14 protein-coding genes are annotated in these 17,590 nt (G+C 43.5%); 3 read left to right on the forward strand and 11 right to left on the reverse strand.

Translation table 11 applies throughout. From position 1 onward, the window contains the following. Positions 1–626 precede the first annotated feature (626 nt). The 6 genes from ACTUJY_RS13550 to ACTUJY_RS13575 all read right to left on the reverse strand — a co-directional run bounded on the left by ACTUJY_RS13550 (position 627) and on the right by ACTUJY_RS13575 (position 8,884). Entirely contained in the window at positions 627–1,316 is a 690-nt protein-coding gene (locus ACTUJY_RS13550; protein WP_463616637.1) for a phospholipase D-like domain-containing protein, read from the reverse strand. Positions 1,317–1,324: 8 nt separating this feature from the next. Further along, positions 1,325–2,359: a quinone-dependent dihydroorotate dehydrogenase gene (locus ACTUJY_RS13555; protein WP_463616638.1), complete on the reverse strand. Its 1,035-nt coding sequence runs from the start codon at positions 2,357–2,359 to the stop codon at positions 1,325–1,327. A 15-nt stretch (positions 2,360–2,374) separates the two neighbouring features. After that, a complete protein-coding gene (locus tag ACTUJY_RS13560; protein WP_463616733.1) occupies positions 2,375–2,647 on the reverse strand; it encodes a TfoX/Sxy family protein in 273 nt (90 codons plus the stop codon). Positions 2,648–2,678: 31 nt separating this feature from the next. Then, complete coding sequence (topA, locus tag ACTUJY_RS13565) at positions 2,679–5,327, reverse strand: type I DNA topoisomerase (RefSeq protein WP_463616639.1); 2,649 nt, start codon at positions 5,325–5,327, stop codon at positions 2,679–2,681. A gap of 376 nt (positions 5,328–5,703) precedes the next feature. Further along, positions 5,704–8,187 carry an ABC transporter permease gene (locus ACTUJY_RS13570; RefSeq protein WP_463616640.1) on the reverse strand — a complete coding sequence of 828 codons (2,484 nt, stop codon included), beginning with the start codon at positions 8,185–8,187 and terminating at the stop codon, positions 5,704–5,706. Further along, complete coding sequence (locus tag ACTUJY_RS13575) at positions 8,180–8,884, reverse strand: ABC transporter ATP-binding protein (RefSeq protein ID WP_463616641.1); 705 nt, start codon at positions 8,882–8,884, stop codon at positions 8,180–8,182. The genes ACTUJY_RS13570 and ACTUJY_RS13575 overlap by 8 nt, the downstream gene beginning before the upstream one ends. Positions 8,885–8,923: 39 nt before the next feature. Here ACTUJY_RS13575 and ACTUJY_RS13580 point away from each other — a divergent pair, with 39 nt between their 5' ends. Beyond that, a complete protein-coding gene (locus ACTUJY_RS13580; protein WP_463616642.1) occupies positions 8,924–9,550 on the forward strand; it encodes an arylesterase in 627 nt (208 codons plus the stop codon). 139 nt (positions 9,551–9,689) lie between these two features. Here the strand turns inward: ACTUJY_RS13580 and ACTUJY_RS13585 are convergent, their stop codons facing one another. Then, a complete protein-coding gene (locus ACTUJY_RS13585) occupies positions 9,690–10,895 on the reverse strand; it encodes an aspartate aminotransferase family protein (protein WP_463616643.1) in 1,206 nt (401 codons plus the stop codon). A gap of 423 nt (positions 10,896–11,318) precedes the next feature. Here ACTUJY_RS13585 and astA point away from each other — a divergent pair, with 423 nt between their 5' ends. Beyond that, complete coding sequence (astA, locus tag ACTUJY_RS13590) at positions 11,319–12,335, forward strand: arginine N-succinyltransferase (protein WP_463616644.1); 1,017 nt, start codon at positions 11,319–11,321, stop codon at positions 12,333–12,335. A 33-nt stretch (positions 12,336–12,368) separates the two neighbouring features. Here astA and ACTUJY_RS13595 read toward each other — a convergent pair whose 3' ends face one another. The 4 genes from ACTUJY_RS13595 to astE form a co-directional block, all read right to left on the reverse strand. Further along, positions 12,369–12,632, reverse strand: coding sequence for a GIY-YIG nuclease family protein (locus ACTUJY_RS13595; RefSeq protein WP_463616645.1), 264 nt, complete (start codon positions 12,630–12,632; stop codon positions 12,369–12,371). 23 nt (positions 12,633–12,655) lie between these two features. After that, complete coding sequence (gene argB / locus ACTUJY_RS13600; RefSeq protein WP_463616646.1) at positions 12,656–13,486, reverse strand: acetylglutamate kinase; 831 nt, start codon at positions 13,484–13,486, stop codon at positions 12,656–12,658. 134 nt (positions 13,487–13,620) lie between these two features. Next, the gene (gene argC, locus ACTUJY_RS13605) at positions 13,621–14,679 is read right to left on the reverse strand and encodes an N-acetyl-gamma-glutamyl-phosphate reductase (RefSeq protein WP_463616647.1); all 1,059 of its coding nucleotides are present in this window, start codon (positions 14,677–14,679) and stop codon (positions 13,621–13,623) included. A gap of 35 nt (positions 14,680–14,714) precedes the next feature. Beyond that, the gene (gene astE / locus ACTUJY_RS13610) at positions 14,715–15,734 is read right to left on the reverse strand and encodes a succinylglutamate desuccinylase (RefSeq protein WP_463616648.1); all 1,020 of its coding nucleotides are present in this window, start codon (positions 15,732–15,734) and stop codon (positions 14,715–14,717) included. Positions 15,735–16,242: 508 nt separating this feature from the next. On the opposite strand from astE, the gene astB reads away from it, so the two are divergent. Beyond that, the gene (gene astB / locus ACTUJY_RS13615; RefSeq protein WP_463616649.1) at positions 16,243–17,583 is read left to right on the forward strand and encodes an N-succinylarginine dihydrolase; all 1,341 of its coding nucleotides are present in this window, start codon (positions 16,243–16,245) and stop codon (positions 17,581–17,583) included. Positions 17,584–17,590: the final 7 nt, after the last annotated feature.

Consider the following 17,590-nt stretch of genomic DNA (forward strand, 5'->3'; position numbering starts at 1 on the left):
TCAACTGAGCCACAAATCATCTTCTGAACGAATCAGCTACAGCAAGCAGAGTGGTTCTGGTAATTAATTTAGGTTTAAACCTCAACAATAAGAGTAGATGTTAATTAAGAATTTACAAATAAATCTTTTAAAACAATGGATTGCGATATTACGTTAATGAACTTGTGGTGGATGCACAATATGAGCTATGGAGTTATTTTGCCCACGACATTCTCATGCTGAGATTTACTACTTTAATCTCCACTTAAAAGTGCGCTATGACAATGACAGCAATATAATCTTGGATAGAGATAAATCAGAAAAGGAAGTTCATGTCGCTGAACCTTCAACCCGTTAGATTTTTTACAAAAATGGCATGGCCATAAGGCAATGAGCATAGCGCCCAATAAACTTAAGAAGATGAGTAAAGGAGTGTACCAGCCTGCCAAAGCAGGAAAAAGCGAACATATGGAAGAAATAATCAAAGCAATCCAAATAAAAAAAACAATTCGATAACCGCTTTGTCTAAGACGACTCTTTCGCCTATTCGTCATAATAAATCCTTCTTTTTAATTCCAACTTAAATGATGAGTCCGACGAAATGAATATTTATTTCATAAAAAGTAATGAATCATAAGATCGTTCGGCTAAAATTGATTCCAAAGTTTATTAAATTGGTTGTTGAATTCATTTATCAAATGAAAATCAGTATCCACCACGATATTTTCCTGATTGTACTTACTCGCACTTCGAGTCCAGTTAAAGCTTCCATTAACTAAAGTAGCATTATCAAAAATGGCAAATTTATGATGCATATGATTTGAACTTAAATCCATTTTAACTGGAATGCCTTGCTCAACCAACCAATTGATATCACTACCAAGATCATCCGACTTGTGGTTGTCCGTAATAATTTTTACTTCAACTCCTTTACGATAGGCATCAAGTAACGATTGAGATAAGCGATCATCTGAAATTGTAAAAACACAAACATTGATACTTTGTTTGGCTTTTCGGCAAAGCGACATTATAGTATCCACACAACGATTGCCCGGACTAAAGTAAGCTTCTGCACGACCAGGACCGTCTCCTACCCGCAAAGCATCCAGAGTTTTAATGACTTGCTCTAGCCATTTTAACGCTTTTAAGCTAGTCGTATGACTTTTACGACAATGCTCATTAGCGATTACAAATGCTTTGTTACGTACAAAGTTGAATACCTCGTGGTTATTTTCATGTTGTAACAAAAACGTCAAGCTGAACTTTTCTTCGCTCGACAATTTAAAGTCGTCAAAAGAGCGATAAAGTAAATCTTCCAGAGTATCAAGATCGGTCATTTCAATAATTAACTTTGCGCCAACTTTAACGCATTGGCAGTTTGCTGAATTAACGCAGGTCCGCTGTAAATAAAGCCGCTGTAAATTTGAACAAGGCTAGCACCCGCTCGAATTTTATCGACAGCGGAATCACCGTTATAAATACCACCCACTCCAATGGTTGGAATTTTTCCTTTTAATGCTTGGTTTAATTTTGCAAGCACCTGCGTACTCATTTCCGTAAGCGGTTGTCCACTCAAACCGCCGTTTTCGTTTGCGTGTGTTTGGCCTTGTACCGCGTCGCGTGAAAGCGTGGTATTGGTCGCAATCACACCATCCACTTGATAAGCAAGAAAACGGTCGGCTGTTTGTTCGATTTCACTTTCCGATAAATCCGGTGCAATTTTAACGAGCACTGGAACTTGCTTGCTGTATTGAGTCGTCAATGCTTGCTGTTTTTCTTTGATTGAGCGCAACAGCACATTCAACACCTCGCCGAACTGCAAATCTCTAAGGCCCGGGGTGTTGGGAGAAGAAATATTAACCGTGATGTAATCAGCATGAGGGTAAACTTTTTCCATACCGATCATATAATCATCTACCGCACGCTCTTCTGGTGTATCTTTATTTTTGCCAATATTGATCCCTAAAACGCCATCAAATTGCGATTGCTTAACATTTTCTACTAAGTGATCGACACCAAGGTTGTTAAAGCCCATGCGGTTAATTATGGCTTGCGACTCTGGTAAACGAAATAATCGAGGTTTGTCATTTCCAACTTGAGGGCGTGGCGTAACCGTACCGACTTCAATGAACCCAAAGCCCAATGCCGCTAAAGCTTCAATGTAAGCTCCGTTTTTATCCAGTCCGGCAGCAAGTCCCACTCGATTTGGAAAACTAAGCCCCCACAAACTGAAGGGATCCGAAACTCTGGGTTGTGCCATTAAAAAACGAAATGGGGAGTCTTGCAGTTTACCCATCAATGACAACGAAAGGTCATGCGATTTTTCCGGTTCCATTTGGAACAATACAGAACGAATCATGGGATAAAGTAAACTGAACATGATAATTCCTAACCATTAATTTTTGCGAAAAGGAGTGTCTTCAGACTGAGCCGCTCGGATGAGATCACTCTTGATTTTTGGAGGCAATCGATTCCAGTGAGTACCACGTATTGCACCATACAGTGCATACAACATATTTAGGCTGACATTAGCACCACTGGCTTTCAGTATTTTATAACCACTTACTGTACCAAGGTCCTCAATATCTTTTAATGTATGCACCTGAATTTGCGCCAGCATTTTCGCCGATTTCTCTCCTAGGTTCGGCAAGTTTTTTAACCTGCGTATCTGGCGCTAACGAAGTCATCAAAAATAGAAATTATTTCTTTTTTGACTTTTTCTCGGTTTCCACCCATTTGCCATTTTTAAAGTGCGCGCTCCATCCTGTCGCTTTACCATCATTTTCACTCATGATGTATTGCTCTTTGAATTTTCGGCTGAAGCGGATCACCGTTTTATTACCGTCAGGATCTTCGACCGGCGCTTTCGTTAAGTAGCTGAATTTAGGATCCAGCTTATCTTTCACCATGAGTATTTCTTCAACTAACGGTGGCCGTGTTTCTCGATTTTTTGGGAACTGACTCGCTGCCAGAAAAATACCGGATGCACCGTCGCGTAACACATAAGTATCATCCACTTTTTGACATTTCAGGTTTGGCATGGGAATAGGATCCGCTTTTGGCGGTGCCGGCTCACCATTTTTCAATAGTTTTCGAGTGTTTTTACATTCAGTGTTGGTACAACCGAAGTATTTGCCAAAACGACCAGACTTTAATTCCATATCAGAGCCGCATTTATCGCACTCGATAATAGGGCCATCATACCCCTTGATTTTGAACGTGCCCTGCTCAATTTCAAATCCATCGCAGGTTGGGCTATTACCGCAAATGTGCAATTTTCGTGTTTCATCGAGCAAGAAAGAATCCATTGCCGTACCGCACAACTTACAACGATTTTTTAGCATGAGGTTGCGCGATTCTGCCTCTTCATCTTTATCGACGGCCTCGGCTTCTTCTCCGGGGATCAAGTTCATGGTGTGAGTGCAGCGTTCATCTTTGGGCAGCGCGTAGCCCGCACAACCAAGAAAGACTCCCGTCGTCGCCATTCGAATTGCCATTTTGTTTTTACCGCAACTCGGGCACTCTATGTTGGTTTCCACCGCTTTATTGTTTTTCATGCCACCTTCTTCCGGCGCCTTTTCGGCAACGGCTAGCTGGTGACTGAAATCTTTATAAAAGGCATCTAGTGTTTGTTTCCAATTGGCGTGACCTTTCGCAATTTCATCCAAACTTTCTTCCATATTGGCGGTGAAAGAATAGTCAAGCAGCTCTTTAAAATTATCGTTCAATCGGTCGGTAACAATTTCGCCCATTTTTTCAGCATAAAAACGGCGACTGCGTAAACTGACATAACCACGATCTTGAATGGTTGAAATAATCGAAGCGTAAGTTGATGGCCGACCAATGCCACGTTTTTCCAACTCCTTTACCAATGCGGCTTCGCTGTAACGAGGAGAAGGCTTAGTGAAATGTTGTTTCGGAAGCAATTCTTTTAACTTTAAGGCATCGCCACTTTTTAAATCCGGTAATGTCACCTCGTCATCATTTTTCTTCATCGGTGGTTGCACACGCGTCCAACCATCAAAGCGCATCACGCGACCTTTTGCTCGCAACTCATAGTCATTGGCTTTTGCTGTTAACGTGGTTACGTCATACTGTGCCATACTCATCTGACAGGCGACAAATTGACGCCAGATCATGTCATAAAGTTTTACCGCATCGGGCTCCATACCCATTAATTCTTTACCGGTTGTTGAAACGTTCGTCGGTCTTATCGCCTCATGCGCTTCTTGCGCACCCTCTTTATTGGCGTAGTGCATCACCTTGTCGGACAAATACTTTTCACCGTACGCAGTCGCTATGTGATCTCGGCATGTGTTTAACGCGTCTTCACTTAAAAACGTAGAGTCGGTACGCATATACGTAATGTAACCGGCTTCATACAAGCGCTGCGCCAACATCATGGTCTTTTTAACCGAGTACTTTAATCGTGTGCTGGCAGCTTGCTGTAGAGTCGAAGTAATGTAAGGCGCACCGGGTTTGCTGCGAGAGGGCTTGTCTTCGCGCGAAACAATCGAAATGGCCGATTGTTCTATCGCCGCCATATCTTGTTTGACTTCCGACTCCGACTTGGGGCGGAAGTTTTCACCGGCTTTACGTGCAACCTGCATGCGCAACTCGGTTTTAGCCGCTTTCAGATCCGCCTGTAATTCCCAGTACTCTTCTGGGTTGAAGGCTCGAATTTCACGTTCACGCTCGACAATCAATTTAACCGCAACCGACTGCACTCGGCCTGCTGACAAACCGCGAGAAACCTTTTTCCACAACAGCGGAGAAACCATAAAACCGACGACACGATCAAGAAAACGTCGTGCCTGTTGCGCGTTAACGTAATTCAGATCGAGGTGAGAGGGTTTAGAAAAGGCAGCTTGAATGGCTTTTTTGGTGATTTCGTTAAAGACAACACGTTGAAACTTCTGCTCATCTCCACCGATGATTTCTTTTAAATGCCAGGCAATGGCCTCTCCTTCACGGTCCAAATCCGTTGCGAGATAGATTTGGTCGACTTTCTCTGCCTGACTTTTTAATTCTTTAATGACTTTTTCTTTGCCTGGAAGCACTTCATAGTGGGCTTCCCAGCCTTTTTCCGGGTTGATCCCCATTCGATTAAACAGTTGCTGCTTGGCCTTTTCAGCTTTGTGCCTGGCTTTTTCTTCTGGCGCCATTTTACGAGTGATGGCCGCTTGCCGAGCACGCTCTTTGGGGTCAACTGTAGACTTAGATCCTCCCCCAGTGGGCAGGTCACGCACGTGCCCCACACTTGATTTAACAATGAAGTCCTTTCCCAAATATTTGTTTATCGTTTTCGCTTTTGCAGGAGACTCTACAATTACCAGTGATTTTCCCATGTGAGATCAATGTGCTCCAGAAATTTTTATCGAGAAGTTCATACAACCTATAATTGAACGCACTCAGGCAAACGTTATTCAGTTTACCGTCGATTTTGGCTGGTGATTTAAGCAGCCTATGGCGTTGCAGTGTAATTTGTTTTTCTAATGGATCAAGTCTAAGGCTTATTTATTTTTGGACGAAACCGAAAATGAAATCAAATAAAACTTTACTCAACCTAAGAACTTTTACAAAAACTGGCGACAGTGTCCCAGTTTTTTTCTTAACTTTTTCAATTAGTTAGTTGAATAAGCACCTCGTTATCTGAATAAGTTTTAATCAGACATTGAATGCAAACCGGCTACCGTTAGTAAATTCGGTAGCCCAATGACGTTTTTAATTTTGGTTCAAAATAGCAATCGGTGGGAGTCGCAATACTTTACGATTGCCGATCATGCCTGCAGGAACAACCATCAACAAACCTAAAACCGGAGCGGTGATCCATAGCCACCAATGCCACTCAGCCTCCATTTTAAATACTTGAGTATAAAGTGACCAGGCCAAGCCTTCACCGGCCATCGCTGCTAATCCGCCGGCAAGAATACCTAACACCCAATACTCAACCAGCGTTGTTTTACGAACAAACTTTCGGTTGGCTCCCAACGTTTTTAATACCGCTGACTCGTAGAGCTTTTCATCGAGGGTAGCGCGTGTCGTCGCAAATAGGACAGCCAATCCTGCGAGCACAACAAACACCAGCACCACTTCTACCGCCAAAGAAGCTTTATCCAACACGCTACGAACTTCATTTAATATCAGATCCAGCTCAATGACCGACGTTGTCGGAAACTGCTCCAAAATGCGATTGAGTAAAAGCTTACGATCAGCCGATAAGTAAAAACTGGTAATGTAAGTAGCCGGTGCATTTTTCAACGCAGGCGGATTAAAAATGACGTAAAAGTTGGGTTGAAACGAGTCCCAGTCCACTTTTCGGATAGATGTCAAAGTTGCAGTGATTTCTTCAGCGCCAATCTTGAACGTCACTTCATCACCCAAAGCCAATTGCAAAGCTTCCGCCATTTCCTGTTCCATGGAGATTTCGGGCTGAGTGGCCTCAACCATTTGCCACTCACCTTCAATCAAAGTATTTGCAGCGGGAAACGTTTCGGACCACGTTAGGTTTAAATCGCGACGAAGCGTATTATGTTGTTGTGACTTTTCCGGTAATACACTTTTGGGTTCCTCACCATTTAACGCAACAATACGCCCCCTTACCACCGGAAAAATATCGGCTGCAACTATCGTTTCACGCGAAAAAAGTTGGTTAAGCGGTTCGACTTCTTCAGGCTGAATATTGACCATAAAATGATTGGGCGCATCATCTGGCAATTGCGCTTGCCAATCGGCAATCAGTTCGTTGCGTACCAGTAATATGGTCAAGATTAAGGTAAGCGTTAGGCCAAATGCAGAGATTTGGATCAATGATGCACTTTTATGACGTTGTAAATGCTCAATGCCAAACTTAAACGCGATGCTGCTGTTACGTGTAAAGTGGCGTGCCAGCTTCAACAACCCTGACGCCACGAGTAAGCTCACGATAGTCAATACGCCACCTCCAATAATGACAGCGCCAACCAACCGCAGGTTTTGTGCGTACCAATAAAGAATCAGCGCGAGTGATAACACGGCGATCAAAATCGTTACCCAACTGCTCAGTGAATAAGGCTCTAAGTCACGTCGTAAAATACGCATAGGTTGAACCGAGCGAATTTTCAAAAGCGCAGGTAAGGCAAACCCCAAAAGTACGGTAAGCCCAGTTATGATACTGATCGCAAACGTTTGCCATTGAGGCCCAGGCAGTTGCTCAGGTAACAGTTCGGCTAAACCCAATACAAGGGCTTCGTTGACGATATATCCGGTACCACTGCCTAAAATCGATCCCGATACTCCTGCCAATGCCAGCACCAGACAAAATATGGCCAATACCTGATTCTTCTTAAGTCCCATGCAGCGTAATAAAGCACTGTGATCAAAGTGGCGCAAAGCGTAACGATTCGCCGCTATTGCGATTGCAATTCCACCTAATAACAATCCCAACACACCGGACAAGTTTAAGTAATTTTTCGCGCGCCCCAAGGCCGACCCTAACTGTTGGTTTTCGGACGTTGCACCAATGATACGTTGTGATGAGTCCAACTTGCCTTCCACCCATTCATCAAACTTTTGCAGAGCCGTTTCGCTTCCCGATAACGCCAGTCGATAACTGAGTCGGCTGCCCGGTTGCACCACTTGCGTTTGTGGGACGTCGGCCAGAGACATAATCATGGTGGGCGAAAAATTGAAAAAGCTACTCCCTCCCGGTTCGGTGACGATCACTGCCGATACTTTAAAATTGGCAACACCGACCTGCACACTATCACCTACTTTCACTTTCAATAGGTTAAGCAAACGAGGAGACAACCAAATTTCACCTTGATTCGGAGCACCGCGACTCTCTTCGCCTACCACGAAAGGTTGATTGGCTAACGCCAACGTGCCAGCTAAGGGAAATTGTTCATCTACGGCTTTTACCGTTGCCAAATGAAACTCATCGCCAGCAACCAGGACACTGGAAAACCAGAGCATCGAAGACGTTTTTAGTTGAAAGTGTGCCGCTTGTTGAGCAAGTTCAGAGGATAACTCTCGCGGCGATGAGATTAGACGATCCGCACCTAAAACCTGAGCCGCTTCTTTGGTCATGCCTCGATCAATGCGGTCCACCAATAAAGTGACAGCGGTTAAACCGCCTAAAGCGATCCAGAGAGCGAATATTAGAATTTTCAATTCGCCGCTTTTCCAATCGCGCCAAAACAGTTTCCAAGCCAAACTCAAACTAAGCATGTGAAGTCACCGTAGATTCAGAAGGCTTTTTTGATGACTGTCTGGAAATTTGACCCGCTGATAATTCAATTTGGCGGTCGCAGCGATCGGCCAGAGTTTTATCGTGCGTCACCAAAACCAATGTGGTTCCTTGCGACTGGTTTAACTCGAATAACAGGTCGGCGATGCGTTCACCCGTGTGAGTATCAAGGTTGCCGGTCGGCTCGTCGGCGAATAATATTTTCGGACTGGCTGCAAACGCACGCGCTATAGCCACACGCTGCTGCTCACCGCCACTTAATTGGTTTGGATAATGACCAGCCCGCTGAGAAAGCTCGACTCGCTCCAAAAGCTTTTGCGCTTGTTCAATTGCGCTTTTTCCTCGTTTGAGTTCCATTGGTAACGCCACATTTTCCAGTGCCGTTAGCGTCGATAACAAGTGAAACGACTGAAAAACAAAACCCACATTGTGGGCGCGGAATTCGGCGCGCTGGTCTTCGTCCATTTGTGTCAAATCGTTATCCAGTAACACCACTTGCCCTGTGGTCGGTGTGTCCAACCCTGCCATAAGACTGAGCAATGTAGACTTACCCGAACCAGAAGCGCCAACAATGGCCAGCGACTCACCTTCTGCCACTTCGAAGCTGACTTCATCAAGTATCGTTAAAGGACCTGAATAGGTATTGACTTGTTTTTTTAGCAGCGACACTGATAGCATATTTCTCTCATATCCAGGATAAACAAATTTAGAGCCTACATGAAATCACATCACTTTTTTAGCCGAATTTTGTTAACGGTTATTACTTTATGCAGTATCCAAGTGACGGCACAGAACCTTTTGATACTGGGTGACAGTCTCAGCGCTTCTTATAATATTCCGCTGGAATCGGGTTGGGTGCCACTACTGGAAAAACGTTTAAAACAAGAGTACCCAGAGTTTGAAGTCGTTAACGCCAGTATCAGCGGAGAAACCACCGGCAATGCGTTAAAGCGACTGCCCGACTTATTGCAAAAATACAAACCGCAAATTGTTGTGATCGAACTGGGTGGAAATGACGGACTCAGAGGTTTTAAACTGCCCGATATCAAACGCAATATCGAACAGATGATCCAGCTTGCCAAAAACCAAAGTGCACACGTTGTACTCACCGGTATTCATGTCCCTCCGAATTATGGCCCCGCTTACACTCAGATTTTTTATAACGCATATAAGCAGTTATCGGATAAATATCAAACCGAGTTTGTTCCTTTTATTCTCGATGGTGTTGGCGACAACCCGGACCTGATGCAGGCCGATGGTGTTCACCCCACAGCGGAAGCGCAACCCTTGGTATTGGATAATATGTGGCCGCATATAGAAGCAGCAATTAAACGGGAAGGATGAGCGAGTTACGAGTTACGAGTTACGAGTTGCATGAAAATTATGAAATTTTAATTCATCCAGTCAAGTAGGGGCGGGTTTGTAACCCGCCCCTATAAAGTATTTAACTCAATTCTAGCAACTCATCTCTAGAAACTGTCCGTTATCCGGCGACCTTAGCAACCCCCTGCTCCAACGCATTTAATCCCGCTTCAATTTCTTCGTCCGAAATTAACAAAGAAGGCGCCAAACGGATCACATCGGGGCCTGCCATTAAAACCAAAGCTCCAGCTTCCAAAGTGGCATTCATAAAGTCGCGAGCGCGACCTTTGTACGTCTCGTTTAGCGCAGCTCCCATCAAAAGGCCCTGCCCACGAGTTTCGGAAAACACAGCGTATTTTTCGTTGATGGCATTAAGTTTAGCTTTAATTTTCTCGTGCCGTTCATTCACTCCTTCGAGTACTTTGGGATCGCTGATGATATCGAACACCGCATTGGCGACCGCACATGCCAGGGGGTTGCCACCATAAGTACTACCATGTGTACCAACCACAAAACTCTTTGCAACTTTTTCAGTTGTTAACATGGCACCAATCGGAAAGCCTCCGCCTAAGGCTTTCGCCGACGATAAAATATCCGGTGTAACACCGGTATGCATATACGCATAAAGTTTTCCGGTACGCCCCATACCGGTTTGTACTTCATCAAATACTAATAAAGCATTGTGTTGATCGCACAGTTCACGAACGCCTTTAACAAATTCGGCGTCAGGAACGATGATTCCACCTTCACCTTGCACAGGTTCCATCACTACCGCACAGGTTTTGTCGGAAATAACCTGTTTTAAAGCATCAAGATTATTGTATTCCACATGATTAATACCGGCAGGTAAGGGTTCAAAGCCTTTAGTGTATTTTTCTTGTCCACCTACGCTCACAGTAAACAACGTACGACCGTGAAAGCCTTGGTAAAACGCGATGATTTGGTTCTTCTCTTCACCGTAATGATCTTTCGCGTATTTGCGCGCCAATTTAAAAGCCGCTTCGTTTGCCTCACCACCTGAGTTAGCAAAAAAGACTTTGTCAGCAAATGTATTATCAATTAATTTTTTTGCTAACTTAAGCGCTGGCTCGTTCGTGAACACATTACTCATATGCCATAACTTGTTAGCCTGTTCGTTTAATGCTTGAACCATTGCTGGGTGACAATGCCCTAATGCATTAACCGCAATACCGCCAGCCAAATCGATGTATTCTTTTCCTTCGACATCCCAAACGCGACTGCCTTCACCTTTGCTGGGTATCATTTGCATTGGTGCGTAATTGGGAACCATTACCTGATCAAAAGTCTCGCGCGAAACATTACTCATAGTGTGTACCTGTATTAACTGATTTGGCTTTAAGAAACAGACCTGAAACGGCCAAAAGTTCGTGTGCTAAAGTATCCGTATCTTGGCTTTTTTAACAGCAGATTTCCAGCCTTTTCAACGAAAAATATTTATTCATTTCGTGCTGTATATTTATTCAATAAAAATAAGCACTTACCTAAATTTTAAGTTTGTGGCTATAATGTTCCGTTCAATCAGTTTATTTCATGCAAGCAAAAGCTTTCGAACACCGTCAATTGAACGGAAGTTCATTTAAAATTTTGAAGGTTAACAACAGGTTACCTGAAGCTTTTAGCTTTAGCTTTCAAGTCGTCCAATCTGACTGCGCGATAATTTTTCGCTCACTGCACTCTCGACTTAAGCGCTTGCATAGACTCAAAATTATTCATAGGAGTTAAGCCAGACATGATGCTATTTCGTCCCGTTGCAGAGGCCGATGCGGATCAAATCGCTGCGCTTGCACAAACGACCGGTACCGGGTTAACCACACTGCCAAAAGATCCGGATAAAGTGAAAGAAAGAATTCAACTCTCGTTGGAATCTTTTTCTAAAGAAGTCACTGAGCCCGGTCCGGAAAATTATTTGTTTGTTCTTGAAAATATGGATACAGGCGAGGTTGTTGGCACCTCTGCGTTGGCAGCAGCCGTTGGTTTGGAACAACCCTTTTACACTTACAAAATAGGCACAACGGTACATGCCAGTCCCAAACTAGGGATTCACAAAACCATTCCGACTTTAATTCTTGGACACGACTACACAGGCACAACCGAAATTTGTACGTTGTTCCTGTCTCCCAACCACCGCGGTGGTGGTGCCGGAAAGTTACTTTCAAAAGGCCGGTTTTTGTTTATGGCAAACCAACGCCATCGATTTGCAGATACCATCATTGCTGAAATGCGTGGATACTCCGATGACAATGGTATCTCTCCTTTTTGGGAAAGCTTGGGTCGTCACTTTTTTGATATGGACTTTGATGTTGCGGACACCATGAGCGGAGAAGAAAGTAACGAGTTTATTGCTGAACTTATGCCAAAGTATCCTATTTATGTTCCTATGCTCACTCCAGATGCCCAAGAAGCCTTGGGACGTGTTCATCCTGATACTGAACCAGCGTTAGAACTATTAAAGAAGGAAGGTTTTGAGTACAAAGGTTATGTTGATATTTTCGATGCAGGCCCAACCATTGAAACCACTCCAGACAAAATCGACACGATTAAACGTTGTCAGCAATTAAAAGTAAGTTTTATAGGTAAAAGTCACACAGGGAAAAATTACTTGATTGCTAACCAAAGCATTTCTGACTTTCGTTGCGTCTTAACGTCAGCCAAAATAAGCGACAATAAAATTCAAATTGATGACACTACGGCTGAGCTATTAAGTATATCCAATGGTGATTCGGTTACAGTGACTGAAATGTTATAGGCCGTATGGAATATACGGCTTTTCAAAAGTATGTCACAAAGGGTTGCTACACCCCTTAGTAATGAGTTCAAGCTTCTGCTGACGAGTCAAAGATTTTATTTCAGCTTCACGTTGACTCGCAGTACTTCGAGTATGCTCTCCTTCACTAAAAATGATTTCCTTCGGCTTTCTACCGCGAAAAAACTTCGCACCTTTTCCATGTAAGTGTTGTTGAAAACGACGTTCTAAATCGGTTGTAATTCCGGTATACAAAGAACCATCATTGGCACGAATGATATAAACCCACCAGCAAGACATCGCTGTGAAAACGCCACTAAAAACTAAAGATGAATACGGGTGCCAAACCGGCTTTCGCCCATTGCAACGGAAAGAAAAGCGCCCGACTCTCGACCAGAAACAATGGCAATGGTACCGACACCTTCATCCAATAATGAAACGGCTTCTTCCACTTTTGGAATCATCCCACCTTGGATAACGCCTTGCTCGATGAATTGTTTTGCAGTACCGGGCGTAATATCGGTAATGCGAGTTTCCGGTTTATTTAAGTCTTCAAAAACAGCACCAATTTGCGTTGTTAGCAATAATAGATCCGCCTTTAAAGCTTTTGCAATTTGTACCACCGTTGTATCGGCATTGATATTGAACACGCGACCTTTTTCACCGACACCTAACGTCGCTATTACAGGAACTAAGTCTAAGGCAAGCAAACCATTAAGCAACTCGGCGTTAATCGTTGTAACGTCACCTACTTCGCCAAAATCAATCGGTTCGGGACCCGCACCTGACATCACTCGTGGTGGGCGTTTCACCGCCTGAATTAATTGGCCAGATGCACCATGGCAACCGAACGCTTTCAAACCAACCCTTAACAAGGCAGAGGTTAATTCGACATTCACTTCACCTGCGATTGCCTGCTTCACCACTCGCAAATCGGCTTCGCTTGTTATGCGACGTCCACCCACTTTGTTCGGAGTCAGGCCAACCTGTTCCTGTAATCGATTGGTTTGTGGGCCACCACCATGCAACAAAACCACGCGCCAATTTTTTTCGACAAGTGACGCAACATTAGCAGCCAATCCTTCACGCTCGGCTACGTCCAGTAATACGTCACCACCTACTTTGATAACTGCAATTTTGTTTGTGTTTGTCATAGTATTGTTTTCATTGTTGCCAATTAATTTCGACAAATTCGGATAACGTAACGCTTTACTTTGGAGCTATTCGTCTTTTTTTTAAACGTTTACATTACCAGAATTTGCCGAATAAGAAAAAATCGTCCGAAAAACTAAGGCCACATTCCCGGATTATCCAGACCATAATGCATAGGCTTTCCAGTCATCAAATTAAAACTTTGAATCGCTTGACCTGCACCACCCTTGATTAAATTATCAATCGCCGACGTGCAGCACAACGTTTTGACGCCCGTTTCTTCGTCCACACGAACAGTTATACCAATTTCCACTCTCGCGGTACCCGCTACCGCGACCACTTCCGGAGAAACACCAACCGGCATTACAGTAACGAGTTTATGACCGTCGTAATAATCTTGATATATTTTTTGAATGGATTCAGCATCGTGCCCTTCGGGTAAGTTCAATTGTGAAACCGCTAATATTCCACGCACCAATGGTGCTGATACAGGTACAAAATCAAGTGCAATTTTATCACCACCAGCAGCTTTTAACGTTTGAATAATTTCTGAACGATGTTGATGATGCAGTGTTTTATAGGTTTTTAAATTGTTTACACGAATCGCATGATGCGTACCCGCTTGTGGTTTTACACCAGAGCCCGAAGATCCGGTCATAGAAACATTTCGCACGTTAACGCCTTTTAATAATCCGGCACTGGCCAACGGTAATAAGCCCATAGCAATCCCGGTAGCAAAGCATCCAGGACTCGCAACATGTTTCGCGTCTTTAATGGTGGCTTCATTCAGCTCAGGCATTCCATAAACAAAAGTACCAAGGCGCTCAGGACAAGGATGCTCTGGTGCATAATCGCGTGTGTAATCTTGTAGATCTTGCAAGCGGAAGTCGCCGGATAAATCGATGATTCGAACATCTAAATCGAAGAGTTCCATAGCAACTTTAGCGGTTATAATATGCGGCATGGCCAAAAATACAATATCAGCACCTTGCGCACATTCACGCGGAGAAATATCTTGTAATATCAGGTCATCGTATCCAACCAAAGACCGATGCACTTTGCTGATCGGGTCGCCGACATAATCTTTACTGGAAATACGTAAAATTTCTACGTCATCTCGAACCAACAGGTGTCGTAAAATTTCCGCAGAGCCGTAACCTGCACCACCGATTATCGAAACTTTAACTTTGCTCATAATAGCTCCTGTAGTTTGTACAAACTGTTATCAATCTAAATTTGGGTTTTCACCACTAAAAGTCCGGCTCTTTGGCCAACTGGAATTTTCGCATTCGGAAACACAATCGCTTCACCACTTTCCTGAACCTGATAGCCTCCATCAATATCATCCGTTAATTGAAATCCTTCTTCGAAGGCCGTGAAGTTTTCAACATCGTCTTCGATGTTTAACTCAAAATTATCCGACTGTTTAACCAACTCGTCTTTCACCTGAAATAAATTAAAGTCCTGATTATCAAATGGTTTAGTTTTTACTTTTTCTCCGGCAATCAGGAGCGCCAGATTATTCGATATCGCATCAAACTCTTGCATATTGTTTTCACCAAACGGTTTCACCTTACCTAACTCTACCGTAAAGGCATGCGCTTTAAATCGATGACTGGTGAAGTAAGAAAAGGTTCCTGAAGGTTTGTGGCCTAATAAAATGGTATTGATATCACTGGCGAGAAAAAACTCAAGTTGCTCTTTACTCCAAGTGCGATCATCAGGAAAAGGGTATACAGCGAACTTTTTGTATTTGGATGCTCGAATGGCAGTATGCAAATCGTAATGCAATCGTAAATGATTATTGTGTTCTTGAAAAAAATCCATCACATAGCCTTCTAGCTTAGCCGCTCTTTTTGCTTCATGATGATTTTTTCCTTGATGCTTACCATTAAACAATCGGTTCATGTTTTCCACTTCAAATCGTTCACTGATATTCATCGCAATCGGATTACCAATAATAAAGAGCACACGTGCTTTAACTGAAAGCTGCTGCTCGACAATACAAGACACCAACTTATCCACAATTTCTATCGGTGCTGTTTCATTGCCATGCACGCCGGAAGAAATGACCAGGTCACATCCATTGTTTGTCGTTGGCTCCACCAACAAAACACCAGTATCCAGTAACTGGACACTCAAGTTTTCATTGATTTTTATCGGGCTTTGCTTTTCGAAAGGTTGAGGGAATTTCTGGGTCAGTTTTAATAACCCATCCTGCACTAGAATATTATTCAACTGTTCTTGCATATTTATTCTCAAAGCCTGTAAATAGCGGGGTTTAAGCGATTTAAAAAACATTATACCGAGTTAAACTTGCATTGGAATCGTTTCACAAAGTTTACCCATAATTTTCTCGCTTAAGATCTAAATTCCAACGAAGAAACTTATAAAAACATAACTCATTTACTCAAATCTGCCAAAAACTTTTGTTTTTTATAATTTCCTGCTAGGCTAACCTATCGGTTTCCGACTTGAGCTAAAATGTTACGGAAGCATTCGAACAATTACGTTCGATATTTATTCAGAGCTCCGAAGCGTTTGAACTTCAGGTGTTAGAAGTACCTGAACTTTCATTTCTGGAAAGGCGCAATGACGCTACATGGCTGGTCCCAGTAAAGAGAATCAACGCAGTCAGGGACAAAAAGGCGGGTGCTTATAAGGCCTAAAATTCGAACGCTTCGGGTATACACCCTTTTTGCTTTTGTTGCGCGCTGCATGAACTCTTTGTCGGCGCTTGTCAGTAGGATTAATAATTATGAATGCTTTTGAAGTGAATTTCGATGGTCTGGTAGGGCCCACTCACAATTACGCAGGCCTATCGGTGGGTAATGTTGCTTCGTTAAATAATGCTGCTCAGGCATCGAACCCAAAAGAAGGTGCCAAGCAAGGGCTGCAAAAAATGAAAGCTTTGCACGATATGGGATTAAAACAAGCGCTCCTTCCACCTCTGGAGCGTCCCGATGTTTTTACGCTTCGGAAATTAGGGTTTAGCGGTACCGACGAGCAGGTTTTAAAAACAGCTTATCAGCAGGCGCCTCAAGTATTTGTGGCTGTTTGTTCCGCTTCCAGCATGTGGACAGCCAATGCTTGTACTGTATCACCCAGTGCCGATACCCAAGACGGTAAGGTTCATTTCACTGCAGCTAATTTGGCCAACAAATTCCATCGTTCCATTGAGTCTCCCACGACTGCCCGCATTTTAAAGAGCATTTTTAGCAACCCAGCTCATTTTGCCCACCATGAACCATTGCCGTTAGGCGACCATTTTGGAGATGAAGGTGCAGCGAATCATACGCGCTTTTGTTCGGAGTATGGCAGTCATGGTGTGGAGTTTTTTGTGTTTGGCAAGTACGCTTTCGATACACGTCATCCAGAACCGAAAAAATTTCCTGCCCGTCAAACCTTTGAAGCTTCACAAGCCATTGCGCGGTTGCATCAGTTAGATCCTGAAAAAGTCGTATTTGCACAACAAAACCCAGACGTTATTGATTCGGGTGTTTTCCATAACGACGTGATTTCTGTCGGTAATCGGAATGTGCTTTTTTATCATGAAGAAGCTTTTCTCAATACCGACGAAACTTTCGCGGCGATTCAAAAAGCCTATGGTGATCAGGCGTTTTTCTTCGTTAAAGTGCCTACCGCAGAGGTATCCGTTCTCGACGCGGTTAATACCTACCTCTTCAACAGTCAACTGGTTTCTTTAAATGACGGAACCATGGCGATTATAGCCCCGGGTGAATGCGACGAAAATCCGCGAGTAAAAGCTTACCTGGATCAACTGGTGACCCAAAACACACCGATTAAGCAGGTTAAAATTTACGATGTGAAACAAAGCATGAAAAACGGTGGTGGACCCGCTTGTTTACGTCAACGCGTGGTATTGAATGAACAAGAGCTGGCAGCGACAAACCCTAACGTTTTTATGAATGATCAGCTGTTTGACACTTTAAATCAGTGGGTCGATAAACATTATCGTGACAGCCTGGTTGCCGAAGATCTCAGTGACCCTCAATTATTGGTAGAGTCTCGAACGGCACTGGATGAGTTAACACAGATACTAGACTTAGGTTCAGTTTACCCTTTCCAACGCACCTGAAGCCTAT

This window comes from Pleionea sp. WD8-19 (assembly GCF_055326765.1).

Coding starts and splice junctions, on each gene's coding strand:
- ACTUJY_RS13550 (WP_463616637.1), bottom strand. CDS start 1,316: ATGACCGATCTTGATACTCTGGAAGATTTACTTTATCGCTCTTTTGAC.
- ACTUJY_RS13555 (WP_463616638.1), bottom strand. CDS start 2,359: ATGTTCAGTTTACTTTATCCCATGATTCGTTCTGTATTGTTCCAAATG.
- topA (WP_463616639.1), bottom strand. CDS start 5,327: ATGGGAAAATCACTGGTAATTGTAGAGTCTCCTGCAAAAGCGAAAACG.
- ACTUJY_RS13570 (WP_463616640.1), bottom strand. CDS start 8,187: ATGCTTAGTTTGAGTTTGGCTTGGAAACTGTTTTGGCGCGATTGGAAA.
- ACTUJY_RS13575 (WP_463616641.1), bottom strand. CDS start 8,884: ATGCTATCAGTGTCGCTGCTAAAAAAACAAGTCAATACCTATTCAGGT.
- ACTUJY_RS13580 (WP_463616642.1), top strand. CDS start 8,924: ATGAAATCACATCACTTTTTTAGCCGAATTTTGTTAACGGTTATTACT.
- ACTUJY_RS13585 (WP_463616643.1), bottom strand. CDS start 10,895: ATGAGTAATGTTTCGCGCGAGACTTTTGATCAGGTAATGGTTCCCAAT.
- astA (WP_463616644.1), top strand. CDS start 11,319: ATGATGCTATTTCGTCCCGTTGCAGAGGCCGATGCGGATCAAATCGCT.
- ACTUJY_RS13595 (WP_463616645.1), bottom strand. CDS start 12,632: ATGTCTTGCTGGTGGGTTTATATCATTCGTGCCAATGATGGTTCTTTG.
- argB (WP_463616646.1), bottom strand. CDS start 13,486: ATGACAAACACAAACAAAATTGCAGTTATCAAAGTAGGTGGTGACGTA.
- argC (WP_463616647.1), bottom strand. CDS start 14,679: ATGAGCAAAGTTAAAGTTTCGATAATCGGTGGTGCAGGTTACGGCTCT.
- astE (WP_463616648.1), bottom strand. CDS start 15,734: ATGCAAGAACAGTTGAATAATATTCTAGTGCAGGATGGGTTATTAAAA.
- astB (WP_463616649.1), top strand. CDS start 16,243: ATGAATGCTTTTGAAGTGAATTTCGATGGTCTGGTAGGGCCCACTCAC.